Origin of the sequence: Bacteroides sp. BFG-606, from assembly GCF_024788145.1 — a bacterium.
Lineage (GTDB): Bacteria > Bacteroidota > Bacteroidia > Bacteroidales > Bacteroidaceae > Bacteroides > Bacteroides vicugnae.
The window spans coordinates 3852309-3865076 of record NZ_JANUIL010000001.1; the positions used below are offsets into that span (position 1 = coordinate 3852309).

The 12768-nt window shown below is 40.8% G+C and carries 11 protein-coding genes and 1 pseudogene; 7 read left to right on the forward strand and 5 right to left on the reverse strand.

What is annotated here, in order from left to right; translation table 11 throughout:
• Nucleotides 1-151: 151 nt before the first annotated feature.
• The 3 genes from NXV01_RS14320 (at nt 152) to NXV01_RS14330 (ending at nt 1893) form a co-directional block, all read left to right on the forward strand.
• Nucleotides 152-580: a Fur family transcriptional regulator gene (locus tag NXV01_RS14320; protein ID WP_148366155.1), complete on the forward strand. Its 429-nt coding sequence runs from the start codon at nt 152-154 to the stop codon at nt 578-580.
• 22 nt (nt 581-602) lie between these two features.
• Nucleotides 603-1163, forward strand: a complete 561-nt coding sequence (locus NXV01_RS14325; RefSeq protein ID WP_004297333.1) for an NADH peroxidase — start codon at nt 603-605, stop codon at nt 1161-1163.
• Nucleotides 1164-1257: 94 nt separating this feature from the next.
• Complete coding sequence (locus NXV01_RS14330) at nt 1258-1893, forward strand: SagB/ThcOx family dehydrogenase (RefSeq protein ID WP_004312035.1); 636 nt, start codon at nt 1258-1260, stop codon at nt 1891-1893.
• 109 nt (nt 1894-2002) lie between these two features.
• Here the strand turns inward: NXV01_RS14330 and NXV01_RS14335 are convergent, their stop codons facing one another.
• Entirely contained in the window at nt 2003-2467 is a 465-nt protein-coding gene (locus NXV01_RS14335) for a thioredoxin domain-containing protein (RefSeq protein WP_259022735.1), read from the reverse strand.
• 17 nt (nt 2468-2484) lie between these two features.
• Nucleotides 2485-2784 carry a thioredoxin gene (gene trxA, locus NXV01_RS14340; protein WP_004306008.1) on the reverse strand — a complete coding sequence of 100 codons (300 nt, stop codon included), beginning with the start codon at nt 2782-2784 and terminating at the stop codon, nt 2485-2487.
• A gap of 169 nt (nt 2785-2953) precedes the next feature.
• On the opposite strand from trxA, the gene NXV01_RS14345 reads away from it, so the two are divergent.
• A complete protein-coding gene (locus NXV01_RS14345) occupies nt 2954-4081 on the forward strand; it encodes a glycosyltransferase family protein (protein WP_217721525.1) in 1128 nt (375 codons plus the stop codon).
• Nucleotides 4078-4260 (forward strand): type II toxin-antitoxin system HicB family antitoxin, encoded by a 183-nt coding sequence (locus tag NXV01_RS14350; protein WP_004297339.1) that lies wholly within the window; start codon nt 4078-4080, stop codon nt 4258-4260. The genes NXV01_RS14345 and NXV01_RS14350 overlap by 4 nt, the downstream gene beginning before the upstream one ends.
• Nucleotides 4261-4346: 86 nt before the next feature.
• On the opposite strand, the gene NXV01_RS14355 is transcribed toward NXV01_RS14350, so the two are convergent.
• The 3 genes and pseudogenes from NXV01_RS14355 to NXV01_RS14365 all read right to left on the reverse strand — a co-directional run bounded on the left by NXV01_RS14355 (nt 4347) and on the right by NXV01_RS14365 (nt 9942).
• Entirely contained in the window at nt 4347-6506 is a 2160-nt protein-coding gene (locus NXV01_RS14355) for a S46 family peptidase (protein ID WP_259022736.1), read from the reverse strand.
• Nucleotides 6507-8665 (reverse strand): annotated as a pseudogene (locus tag NXV01_RS14360) (S46 family peptidase).
• A gap of 32 nt (nt 8666-8697) precedes the next feature.
• Nucleotides 8698-9942, reverse strand: a complete 1245-nt coding sequence (locus NXV01_RS14365) for an anaerobic sulfatase-maturation protein (protein ID WP_074637393.1) — start codon at nt 9940-9942, stop codon at nt 8698-8700.
• A 157-nt stretch (nt 9943-10099) separates the two neighbouring features.
• On the opposite strand from NXV01_RS14365, the gene NXV01_RS14370 reads away from it, so the two are divergent.
• Both NXV01_RS14370 and NXV01_RS14375 read left to right on the forward strand, forming a co-directional pair.
• Nucleotides 10100-10834 carry a DUF4369 domain-containing protein gene (locus NXV01_RS14370; RefSeq protein ID WP_074637391.1) on the forward strand — a complete coding sequence of 245 codons (735 nt, stop codon included), beginning with the start codon at nt 10100-10102 and terminating at the stop codon, nt 10832-10834.
• Between the two features lie 42 nt (nt 10835-10876).
• Nucleotides 10877-12631 (forward strand): hypothetical protein, encoded by a 1755-nt coding sequence (locus tag NXV01_RS14375; protein ID WP_259022737.1) that lies wholly within the window; start codon nt 10877-10879, stop codon nt 12629-12631.
• Nucleotides 12632-12768 lie beyond the last annotated feature (137 nt).

Here is a 12768-nt window from a genome sequence, read left to right on the forward strand (position 1 = left end):
TAAGTAAAAGGAAAATAGGTTTTCAATAATAATATTCTTAAAAAAATACGCCAAAAATATGGGAATTTATTTGATAATTCCAAATAACTCGTTATCTTTGCATTAAATTTATAATTGTAATGAATACAACTTTGAAAAGAAGGAAGAGATAATGAAACCATATGAACGATTATTAGAGCATAATATCAAGCCTTCCATGCAGCGTATCGCTATCATGGAATATCTGATGGATAATCCGATTCATCCATCAGCTGATGATATATATACTGCACTATCTCCTTCGATGCCGACACTTTCAAAAACTACGGTTTACAATACTCTGAAATTGTTTTCTGAACAAGGAGCGGCCTTGATGCTTACGATTGATGAGAAGAATACAAACTTTGATGCTGACACTTCCGTACACTCTCATTTTTTGTGCAGGCGTTGTGGACACATTTATGATTTGAAATGCCCGGAAGCCATAAAACAAGTGGAGAATGTAGACATGGATGGTCATCAGGTATCAGAAGTTCATTATTATTATAAAGGTATTTGCAAGAATTGCTTAAGTAAAGATAAAGAAACACGTATTGACTAATTAATTTAAAATTGAGAAGAAAATGAAAAAATTTAGATGTACTGTATGCGGTTACGTTCATGAAGGTGACGCAGCTCCTGAAAAATGTCCTTTGTGTAAAGCTCCTGCTAGCAAATTCGTAGAAGTGGTTGAGGTAGAAGGTGGCGCATTGTCTTTTGCTGACGAACACGTTATTGGTGTGGCAAAAGGTTGTGACGAAGAAATGATTAAGGACCTGAACAATCACTTCATGGGAGAATGTACTGAAGTTGGTATGTATTTGGCTATGAGCCGTCAGGCAGACCGTGAAGGTTATCCTGAAGTAGCTGAAGCTTTCAAACGTTACGCTTGGGAAGAAGCTGAACATGCTGCTAAGTTTGCAGAATTGTTGGGCGACTGCGTGTGGGATACTAAAACAAACCTGCAGAAGCGCAAAGATGCTGAACAAGGTGCATGCGAAGATAAAAAACGTATCGCAACTCGTGCTAAAGCTCTGAATCTGGATGCTATCCATGACACTGTACATGAAATGTGCAAAGACGAAGCTCGTCATGGTAAAGGTTTTGAAGGATTGTACAACCGTTATTTCGGTGATAAGAAATAATTAAGCCTAATAAACTCTTAAAAGGTCTGTATTCTGCAACGAATACAGACCTTTTTTATTTATATTTGTCTATCAATTTTTAAATACCACAGTTATGAGAAAAGTACAACTATTGTTAGTTTGTTTAATGCTTTCGGCTGCTGCTTTTGCTGCTGATAAAGTGATTAAATTGCCGAAGCCTAATTTAAACCGTACCGGTGCGGTGATGAAGGCATTGTCTGAACGACATTCAACTCGCGAGTATGCTTCTAAATCATTGAGTTTGTCGGATCTGTCTGATTTGTTATGGGCTGCTAATGGGATAAACCGTAAGGAATCTGGAATGAGAACAGCTCCGTCAGCGTTGAATAAGCAGGATGTGGATGTATATGTAGTATTACCTGAAGGGAGTTATCTGTATGATGCTAAAAATCACCAGTTGACTCTGGTTGCTGAAGGAGATCATCGTGGAGCAGTAGCCGGTGGACAGGCATTTGTGAAAACAGCTCCGGTGTCTTTGGTGTTAATCAGTGATCTTTCCAGATTTGGAGATGCGAAGAGTGCACGCAGCCAGTTGATGGGCGCTATGGATTCCGGCATCGTTTCTCAAAATATTTCAATATTCTGTTCCGCTGCTAACATAGCAACAGTGCCACGCGCCTCGATGGACAATGAACAATTGAAGAAAGTTTTGAAATTGAAAGATAGCCAAATGCCAATGATGAATCATCCTGTGGGATACTTCAAATAAGGATTGGCAAGATATACAAAAGAGTGACGGTATCCCGCAAGGATACCGTCACTCTTTTCCTAGTATAGCGTTACTATCCCGACCGGATAGCGTCACTATATTTTCTTCTTTACTTCAAGAGAAATTCATCAATCGCTTTTTTGTAAGTTGCCTTGTCAGCAGCTCCACGGAAAAGCTGTGGATCTCCTTTCATGGGAATGAATACAAACAATGGAATACTTGTTGCATTAAATAAAGCTGCCAGTTCTTTTTGTTTATCTACATTGACTTTGTAGATGACAATTTTTCCGGCATATTCCTTTGCCAATTCTTTCATGATAGGAGCTGTCTGGCGACATGGTCCGCACCAATCTGCATATAGGTCGATGATGGCGGGTTTATTACCTTTATAATTCCACTTCTTTGATTTCTCATAATCGAAGACGTCTTTCAGAAACATTTCTTTGTCCATTACGACGACTTCACCGTTACCTGTTACCTCTTTTTCACCTTGATTAGTTTCCCTACTGTCGTTGAATGCGTATACAATCACGCTTATCATGACGAGGGCTACCATTACTAATACTTTCTTCATTCGTTATTATTATCTTTTTATGTATAATGCTTCTCGATAACCCCTTGTAGTTCGCTACTATGGATTACACCGGAATGTCTCCAGACAGCCTCTCCATTCTTAAACAGTATAAAGGTCGGTACAGCTTGTATGCGATATTTAGTAGCCAGGTCTTCATGCTGGTCAACGTCTATCTTTGCAATACGTGCTTTATCTCCCACAATAAGTTTTAGTTCTTCTAAAACCGGTTTCATTGCTTTGCAAGGTCCACACCATTCTGCAAAGAAATCAACTAAAACGGGCACTGGTGACTGTATTAAATCTTCAAATTTTTCCATAATCTTTTCTTTCTTAGAGTTAAAAAGCAGTCTTTGAAGACCGCAAATAGATTTTCTATTTTATTAATATAACGAGAAAAAGCAGATTTTGTTCATGAAATAGTAATCAGGGAGTCATCATCTTGTAATGTGAAAGAGGGAACTTTGCGTATCTAAAAATAATGGAACTATGAAATTCTTATTTATTGTTCAAGGTGAGGGGAGAGGGCATTTTACACAAGCAATCACCCTCGAAGAAATGTTATTGCGCAATGGGCATGAAGTAGTGGAAGTCTTGGTCGGGAAAAGTTCGACACGTACTTTGCCGGGATTTTTCAATCGGAGTATTCATGCACCGGTGAAGCGATTCATTAGTCCGAACTTTCTGCCTGCAGCAGACAATAAACGGGCGAACCTGACGAAAAGCGTTGCATACAATTTATTAAGATTACCGGAGTATCTTCGTAGCATGTATTATATAAATCAGCGGATCAGGGAGACAGGGGCGGAAGTCGTCATCAACTTCTACGAACTTTTAACCGGACTTACCTATGCACTCTTCCGTCCCTCCGTTCCGTATATTTGTGTTGGACATCAGTATTTGTTTTTACATCGTGATTTCGAGTTTCCGGATAAAAATTCGTGCCAGTTATGGATGCTGCGTTTCTTTACCCGGATGACCGCTCTAAGATCTTCGAAGAAACTGGCTTTGTCTTTTCTGGAAATGGAACAGGATGATATGAATCAAATAGTGACCGTTCCTCCATTGATTCGTCCGGAAGTGACAGCTATCCGTCCGGAAGAGGGTGATTATATTCATGGATATATGGTTAATTCCGGGTTTGCCGATAGCGTAGAGAACTTTCATGCAAAGCATCCGGGACTTCCTTTAACTTTTTTCTGGGATAGATCGGATGCCGAAGAGGTGACACGGATTGACGAAACATTGAGTTTCCATCAAATAGATGATGTGAAGTTTCTTAATGCGATGGCGGGTTGCAAGGCTTATGCCAGTACGGCAGGCTTCGAGTCCATTTGCGAAGCAATGTATCTTGGAAAACCTGTATTAATGGTTCCGGCACATATTGAACAAGACTGCAATGCCTATGATGCAATGAAAGCGGGGGCAGGAATAATCAGTGATTCCTTTGATTTGCAGCCGCTGCTTCGCTTTGCAGGAGAATATACTCCGAACCGTCATTTCGTTTATTGGGTTCGCAGCTGTGAACGTCGGATGATCCGTGAACTGGAGAAACCGGCAGCTTCACATTCAGAAATAACTTCAATACCAACATTCACTAATTATTTACCAATATGAAGCTAAACAGAACGGATTATGTGCTTGAACGCGCATCAGATGGTGGCTATTATGCCTGGTTGACTGTAAATATGCAATGTAATGCTTATGGGGAATCTCCTGAAGAAGCAGTTCAGAATTTACAGAATATAATGAATGAGATGATTGACGAGATGTATATGGTGGAAGAATTTATATAAATTGAGAGTTGAGAATTAAAAATTGAGAAATAAAAGTTATGCCATCTGGCATCATATTTCTCAATTTTTAATTCTCAACTCTCAATTTACTCAACAATGCTAAGTTCATTGATGATATGAGAGGCTCCCGCATATTTATCGATGATAAACAAGGTATAGCGGATATCGACGCAAGCGGCTCGTTGCGATGAAGGACGGAAAGCAATGTCGCCTGTTAAGCCTTCAAAGTTGCGGTCGAAAGCAGTTCCTACCAACTGCCCTTTGCTGTTAAATACCGGGCTGCCGGAGTTTCCTCCTGTATTGTCGGTGTTTACGATAAAGCAGACAGGCATTTCACCGTTTTTGCCATAACGTCCATAATCCTGGGAGTTATATAGTTCTTTTAGTTTTTGAGGCACTACGAATTCCCAGTTTCCCTGATCTTCTTTTTCCATCACACCTTTGAGGGTGGTATGAGCGTCATAAACCACACCGTCAGCCGGTTCATAAGAAAGCACCTGGCCGTATGTCAACCGTAAAGTAGAGTTCGCATCCGGATAAATCGGCATTCCTTTTTCCTGTCTCATGTCCATCATGCCTTTCACCCATATTTTATGAGCTGCGTCATAGTTCTGATTGGCTTCTTTCATGGCAATGGCTGTTTTCAGAATTCCGTCGGTAACAGAATATTTGAATAATACCATCCAGTCATATCCTATTTTATACAAACTTGGTTTCTTGATAAACTTCTCAAAGTTTTTAGGATTGCCGAAAATGGAATGTTCGAAACAGGCATCAACGAAGGCGTCAATACTTCCCTTGAAACGGGAATTGATGATTTCGAAGATGTTGATTCGTTGTTCTGCAGGAATGTAGTTGGCATAAGTTTTCAGCATTTCTTTCGCTACCATCCGTTCTACGTCCGGAAAGGGGACAGAAGCAAAATACTTATCTCCTTCTTTCTTCAGTTTTAGTTTTGCTTCTTTTATCTGCTCTTTATCTTTCGATTTCAGAGCGGTAACCAATTCTGTCGTGGAAGGAATACGCATAAAATCAAGGGCAGTGACTAATGCTTCATTGATAGCCTGCTGATGATATAGCGCATCGCGTCGGTGAGATACAATAGAACGAATCTCATCAAAGGCTTTCTGATACGAATCATCTCCCTTTTCACGGCCGCGGGCTAACAGTTCTTCTTGCTGTGCACGTTTGGTATCCAGTACATTGAGGCGTATCAGTCCTTCATTCATGCCGATGGCATTTTTCCAATAATTGGCCGAAGAAGCATATTTGCTTGCATAATGAATACGCACTGCCGGATCTTTCAGCATTTGCTCCATAAGTACTTTCTGACGGGCTCCGCGTACATGCTGGCGCATGAAATTGGTCGTTTGCATCCGTTCTTCCACTTCGTCGGCAATCATATACCGCCAGTTACGTCCGGGGAATCCCATGACAAAGGTGAAATCTCCTTCCTGAACTCCGGCGAGGCTGATCTTCAGATGTTTTTTCACTTGCAGAGGAACGTTGTCTTTAGAATATTCTGCCGGTTTTCCATTCTTGTCCGCGTAAATACGGAAGAGAGAAAAGTCGCCTGTGTGACGAGGCCACATCCAGTTGTCGGTATCAGCTCCGAATTTACCGATGGAAGAAGGAGGAGCCCCTACCATACGAATATCACTATACACAGTTTTGATGAACAGGTAATATTTGTTTCCTCCATAAAAAGCCTTGAGCTCCAACTTTGTTGCAGGAGTTATTTCTATATTCTCGGCTTTGGCAAAACGTTCTGCTACGTTGCCAAGATAACTTGGTGATAGATAGTTAACACCATCCGGGTCCGGATCTTTTTTCAGTTGCTCGGTGACGTAGTCGGTCACATCGAGAATACGGTCGATAAAAGTGACGGTCAATCCCGGAGTAGGAAGTTCCGCATCACGGTTCATAGCCCAGAAACCATCTGTCAGATAGTCATGTTCTACATTACTATGTTGCTGGATAGCTCCATAACCACAGTGATGGTTAGTCAGTACCAGTCCTTCGGAAGAGATAACTTCTCCCGTACATCCTCCTCCGAAGTGTACAACAGCGTCTTTTAGAGAAAGACCATTTGCGTTGTATACTTCCTCTATCGGAATTTCGAGACCAAGTTCGCGCATGGCAATAGCGTTCTGTGCTTTCAGATCGGTTAGCATCCACATGCCTTCGTCGGCGTGGATGCTAAGAGTTGCCAGTGAAAATAGGACAAATAGGATTTGTTTTCTCATTTATTCTACGATTGTCATTTCGTTGATCAGGTGTCCGCAGTTTCCTAATTTTTCCAGAATGAACAGGACGTAACGGATATCTAAATTAATACAACGTTGCAGGTTGTTGTCGAAGTTGATGTCACCGCTTAATGATTCCCAGTTGCCATCAAAAGCACAACCGATCAGTTCTCCGTTTTCATTCAGTACCGGGCTACCGGAGTTACCACCGGTGATGTCGTTGGTCGACAGGAAGCAGACTGGCATATCACCATTCGGCAAAGCGTAACGGCCATAATCTTTCTTTTCAATCAGTTCCTTCAGTTTGGCAGGTACAACGAATTCACGGTCTTCCGGATTTTCTTTTTCAAGAATTCCCTTAGTGGTCGTATAGTAGTTGTAGTGTACGCCGTCTTTCGGATCATAAGGTTTCACGTTACCATAGGTCAGACGAATGGTAAAGTTTGCATCCGGATAAGAAGGTACAGGCAACTTCATTTCACCCAGACCACGGATATAAGTTTTGTGTAGCAAAGCCAATTCTTTATCCATATCCTTGAGTTGGGAAGCCAGTGTATCCATCAAGTCGTATTTAGACTGGCAGTATTGCAGTGCCAGATCATTGTCAATCGCTTTCACTGAAGGCTTCTTTGTAAACTTCTCGAAGTTTGCCCGGTTGGCAAAAATAGAGTTGTCATACATATCATCAACGAATTTGTTATAATCGCCTTTATATTTCTGCTCAATAACCTTATAAATAGAAGGACGTTGGTTTGCCGGAATCATTTCAGCATATAAGGGGAACAAGGCTTTCGCTACCTTGCGGTCTACTTCATGATCGTAATCTTTGTTATGGATGCTTTCGTAAGTGCTTTCCAAGGCTTTCATGCGTGCTTCGATTACAGAATCGTTTTTCTCAAGCAATGCTTCGCGTGTTTTAGCCAACATAATATTGCCAAATTCGATAGCTCCGAAGAAAGTCTCTCTCAAACAGGTGTACTGATAGTTGAGAGGAGTTGTCTTAGCTACCAGGTCATCAATATTCTTCACTACTGCTGCATATTCAGCATTGTTTTGTGCTTTTGCAAACTCTTCGAATTTGGCTTCTTGTGCAGCTTTTGTTCCCAATACATCATTATCGATGATGGCTTTATTCATGCCGATGGAGTTTTTCCAATAGTTGCTGGAACCTGCATACTTGTTAGCATACTGAATACGGATTTTGTCACTGGCATTCATTACTTCCTTCAGGACAGCCAAACGTGCACCACGAATACGGATACGTGGATCGTTCTCCGATTCCATACGTTCTTTTACTTCTGATACAGTCAGGTAGCGGCTCGTACTTCCGGGGAATCCCATAATCATTGCATAATCTCCTTCTTTCAATCCTTTGATAGAGATAGACAAATGTTTCTTGGTTTTCAGTGGGACGTTGCTCTCACTGTATTCTGCCGGTTCACCATTTGCATCTGCATAAATACGGAACATGGAAAAGTCGCCGGTATGACGCGGCCACATCCAGTTGTCTGTTTCACCGCCAAACTTACCGATAGAAGAGGGGGAGCGGCTACCATACGTACATCCGGATATATTTTCTTGTAGAAAAGATAGAATTTATTTCCGGCATAGAACGGAAGAGCTTGCGGAACAATTCCTTTTTTGTCTGCCAGGTCACTTTTAAAATAAAGATCATGAGCCAGCTTTTGAAGGAATATATTGCTGAATGATTCGGATTCGGTGATTTCTTTCGCCGCAATCTTGGCATTGACAATATCCGTAATATCTTCGATACGTTCAATAAATGTAAATTTCAGTCCCGGAGTAGGGAGCTCTTTGTCTCTGGAAGTAGCCCAGAAACCGTCAGTCAGATAATCGTGTTCAACACTACTATGTTGTTGGATGGAAGCGTAGCCACAGTGGTGATTGGTTAGAATCAAACCTTCGGGTGAGATAATTTCTCCGGTACACCCTCCTCCGAATATACCTACAGCATCTTTAAAAGAAATGCCATTCGGATTATATAGGTCTTGTGCTTCCAGTTTTAATCCCTGTTTTTTCATCATGTCTATGGAGTGTTGCTGTTGCATCAGTTGCAATAGCCACATACCCTCATCCGCTCTAACGGAACATACAAAAAGCGCGGTCAGCGCTAATAGATAAAGTTTTAATCTGTTCATTATTAAATGATAAAATTACAATATATGATTGGTTAGTATTCAATTTTTAAATCTCCGTTTTTCAGTGCTTCCATGATATTAGCAGGCGGGCGTTGATTCATCAGTTCGTTTTTCATAAAGTCCATGTAAGGAGCTACATGCTTAAAGAACTGATAATACCCTTTGCATAAGTAATTTAACCCAGGTTCGCCTTCAGCCGTTTGGCTGAAACGATTTTTCGGGCATTCTCCGTTGCAGGCAAATAGGAACTCACATTCCTTGCATTGAGTAGGGAGAGACTGATATTTCATGTTCCCGAAATTGTGCTGACGTTCGCTATGCATCATTTCCACCAGAGTTTTACTGTAAATGTTACCTAATTTATATTCGGGGAATACAAAGTGGTCGCAAGAATAAACATCTCCGTTGAATTCCATCACACCGGCATGACCACAGGTCTTTGCCATTGTGCATATACCGGGTTGTTCGCCCATCCAATTCGCCAAAGTCGAATCGAATATTTGTACGTAGTATTTGCCTACGTCTTCTTTCACCCATTCGTCGAAAAGAGTACAAAGAAAGTTACCCCATTGTTCCGGGGTGATCGAAAAATCAGCAAGAGTTCCGGCTTTATTTTCTGCAAGAGAAGCGAGGTGACGACCGTCTTCATGTGAGAGAATACGTTCAACGATAGGAGCGAACTGGATATACTGGCAACCGATTTCTTTAAAGAAATGGTAAAAGTCTAGTGGGTAGTCGGCATTGAAGTCATTAATGACTGCCATCGCATTCCATTCCACCCCATGTTTTTTCAAAAGATTGATGCCTTGCATCACTTTCACAAAAGAGGGTTTTCCCATTTTGTTTTTACGATACTCGTCATGAAACTCCTGGGGACCATCGATAGAGACTCCTACCAGCCAATTGTTTTCACGGAAGAATTCACACCATTCGTCGGTGAGCATGGTTCCGTTGGTTTGGATGCAGTTGTCGATCGTTCGTCCGCGGGCATACTTCTTTTGTAGTTCCATTGCCTTTTTATAGAAGGAGAGCGGCCGCATCAGCGTTTCTCCTCCGTGCCAGGTGAAAAGCACCTGTGGCATGGTTTGTGAGTTAATGTACTCGTCGATAAACTTTTCCAGAAGTTCATCGCTCATTACGTGTTTCGGATTGTCTTTGTATAGGTTGGCCTTTTCCAAATAATAGCAGTAATCGCATGCTAGATTACATACGGCACCTACAGGCTTTACCATTACATAAAGCGGTTTGGCAAAAGGGGCAAATGTTGATGTTTTCATGACTGCAAAATTAGATAAACTAAATGAAAAAAAGAGCCTTGTACCTATGTTTATAAGGATTATTAAAGAAAAGAGTCTTACAAGATTTAAATATTGATAAAATGTTTCTTTGAATTCTGAATCAGTTGTACCTTTGTACCCAGAATTTAATGAATAGATGAACGTGAATAAAATTTTGCCTTTTTTACTTTTGCTTCCGTTTTTTGCTTCCTGCACCAGTAAGTACAAGATTGAAGGAACCTCTTCAGTGAATAGTCTGGATGGAAAGATGCTGTATCTTAAATCCCTTCGGGATGGAGAGTGGGTGAAGCTGGATTCAGCTGAAGTAGTGCATGGTCTGTTCTCAATGAAAGGGAAAATAGATTCCGTACAGATGGTGACACTTTACATGGATGAAGAAAGCATTATGCCGATTGTGCTGGAAAGTGGGAAGATAACAGTTACCATTAGCAATACGGACCTCAAGGCAGTCGGAACATCTTTAAATAATGCCCTGTATGAGTTTATCAGCAAAAGAAACCAATTGGAAGAAAGCATTGGTGAACTGGAGCAGAAGGAAACCCGTATGGTACTGGATGGAGGCGATCTGGATGAAATTCACGGTCAGTTGGTGGTGGAAGGAGACTCACTGATGAAAGCGATGAATCAGTATGTAAAAACGTTCATCTCCGATAATTATGAAAATGTGCTGGGACCCAGTGTGTTTATGATGCTCTGCAGCTCTTTGCCTTATCCGATTATGACTCCGCAAATTGATGATATAATCAAGGATGCTCCTTATTCTTTTAAAGATAATAAGCTGGTTAGAGAATTCCTGTCTAAAGCAAGAGAAAACATGAAGTTGATAGAAGAACATCAACGATTGGAACAAAATGCTTCAACAAATAAGTAATACTTGAGTTTTTTGTGTATTTTTGTACAAAACTCAAGTAAAGTGAAAACGACTACTGTTCCGGTATACGCCGCTTTCTTTTTTATTTTAGTCTTATCGGTTTCTTGTCATAGAGATTCGGAGGCCCCTGATGTGGCATTCCGGAGGATCGAAATGTGCATGGAATCTCTTCCGGATACAGCTCTGTATCTATTAAAGTCAATACCTCATACTGAAAAACTACGTGGAAAGTTGCAGGCGGATTATGCACTTTTATTGACGCAGGCGATGGATCGGAACTATGTGAAGTTTACTTCTGACTCATTGATTGCACTGGCACTGAATTACTATACTGTAGAGCGTGGTGACTCCGCAACACGTGCTAAAGCACAGTATTATTATGGAAGAGTGTTGCGTGAACTGGGCAAAGATGAAGAGGCTTTGACATTCCTGTCTTCGGCAAAAGAAATGTTCGGGAATATTCAATGTTGTAAGATGCTTGCAATGGCTACTGATGAGATAGGGATGATTAACCGGAAAAAGAAATTGTATCAGGAGTCGTTGGAGAATTTTCGGGAGTCATATACAATCTATGAAGAGTTGAAAGATTCTTTGAGTCTTGTCAGAGCCGGGCAAAATATAGGCCGGGCTTATTTGTTTCAGAATAAATGGGATAGCTGTTATTTCTATTATATTAATGCTTTAGCACTAGCCAGGGAAAAGCAATATTCGTCTGAAGTTTCCATTTTACATGAGTTGGGGATACTGTGCCGTTCTATGGGAGAACTGAAAAAGTCAGAACGCTATTTTCTTGCTGCTTATGAAAAAGAAACGGATGAAGAAAGGAAATACGTGGAGTGTATGTCTCTCGGTTATTTGTATATACAGATGGGCGATGTAGAGAACGCCCGGAAATATTTTAAGATGAGTATCAATTCTTCTAAAGAATATACCCGTATTGACGCATATAACAATTTATACTTTCTGGAAAAAGATATTGATAATTTTGAGGAAGCGATTATCTATCATGAAAAAGCGGACTCTATCGTGAATGTATTGGATGAAGTCGATTCGCAGGAGCTGATAACAGAACTGCAAAAGCAGTACGAGAACGAGAAGCTCCGGAATGATAATTTACAACTGAAAGTGGACCGTACGGTTTTTATATTTTGCGGTACGGTTATTTTCCTGATTGTGGCCTTCTATATGTGTTATTACTACTACAAAAGTAAGAATCACAGGAAGAAGATTGCCGAAATCGAATCCCAGATTAGAGATAATGAAGAGGAGATAAAGCGATACCAGCAGGAGATGGAAGAAATTCAGGAGTTGAAAGATCAAGTACTGGAAGAGAACCGCATACTGGAAGAAAATCGAATGAAGGTAGGCGAGTTGAATGGAAAGATTGTTCTTTTGAGTATGCAGAACAAAACCTTATCGGGACTGTTGAAAGAACTGGGAGGAGAATTAACTGTCGGACCCTCTTCTGAACAGTACATATCCGCTTTTCGTCTGCTGCTTGCTATCAAAGAGGGAACATTAAGAGGCAAATTGTCTAATGGAGAACGCTATAAATTGTTTAGCCTGTTTGATTTACTCTATTCTAATTACGTTACCCGGTTGCTTGACAAAACTCCTTTATTGACTAAACATGATCTTGAGATCTGTTGCTTTCTTAAATTTGGACTGACCAATGAAGAACTGGCACGTATTTTTCAGACCTCTTCCGATTCTGTCACTAAAGCAAAAGGGAGGCTGAAAGGTCGATTAGGCATTTCTCCACAAGAAGATTTGAATGTGTTTTTAAGGGACTTTTGATAAATAAAAAATGAATTGTCCGGGTCATTAATAGAACGATAGTCTGTATTTTATTGAAATGTAGGTGTTTACGGAAAATCAGGCGCGCTGATTTTGTCCGGGTGACTTTTTTTGTGTTTTCGGATGCATGCCGTACT

Coding starts and splice junctions, on each gene's coding strand:
- NXV01_RS14325 (WP_004297333.1), top strand. CDS start 603: ATGAAAAAATTTAGATGTACTGTATGCGGTTACGTTCATGAAGGTGAC.
- trxA (WP_004306008.1), bottom strand. CDS start 2,784: ATGGAAAAATTTGAAGATTTAATACAGTCACCAGTGCCCGTTTTAGTT.
- NXV01_RS14335 (WP_259022735.1), bottom strand. CDS start 2,467: ATGAAGAAAGTATTAGTAATGGTAGCCCTCGTCATGATAAGCGTGATT.
- NXV01_RS14365 (WP_074637393.1), bottom strand. CDS start 9,942: ATGAAAACATCAACATTTGCCCCTTTTGCCAAACCGCTTTATGTAATG.
- NXV01_RS14370 (WP_074637391.1), top strand. CDS start 10,100: ATGAACGTGAATAAAATTTTGCCTTTTTTACTTTTGCTTCCGTTTTTT.
- NXV01_RS14345 (WP_217721525.1), top strand. CDS start 2,954: ATGAAATTCTTATTTATTGTTCAAGGTGAGGGGAGAGGGCATTTTACA.
- NXV01_RS14355 (WP_259022736.1), bottom strand. CDS start 6,506: ATGAGAAAACAAATCCTATTTGTCCTATTTTCACTGGCAACTCTTAGC.
- NXV01_RS14330 (WP_004312035.1), top strand. CDS start 1,258: ATGAGAAAAGTACAACTATTGTTAGTTTGTTTAATGCTTTCGGCTGCT.
- NXV01_RS14350 (WP_004297339.1), top strand. CDS start 4,078: ATGAAGCTAAACAGAACGGATTATGTGCTTGAACGCGCATCAGATGGT.
- NXV01_RS14320 (WP_148366155.1), top strand. CDS start 152: ATGAAACCATATGAACGATTATTAGAGCATAATATCAAGCCTTCCATG.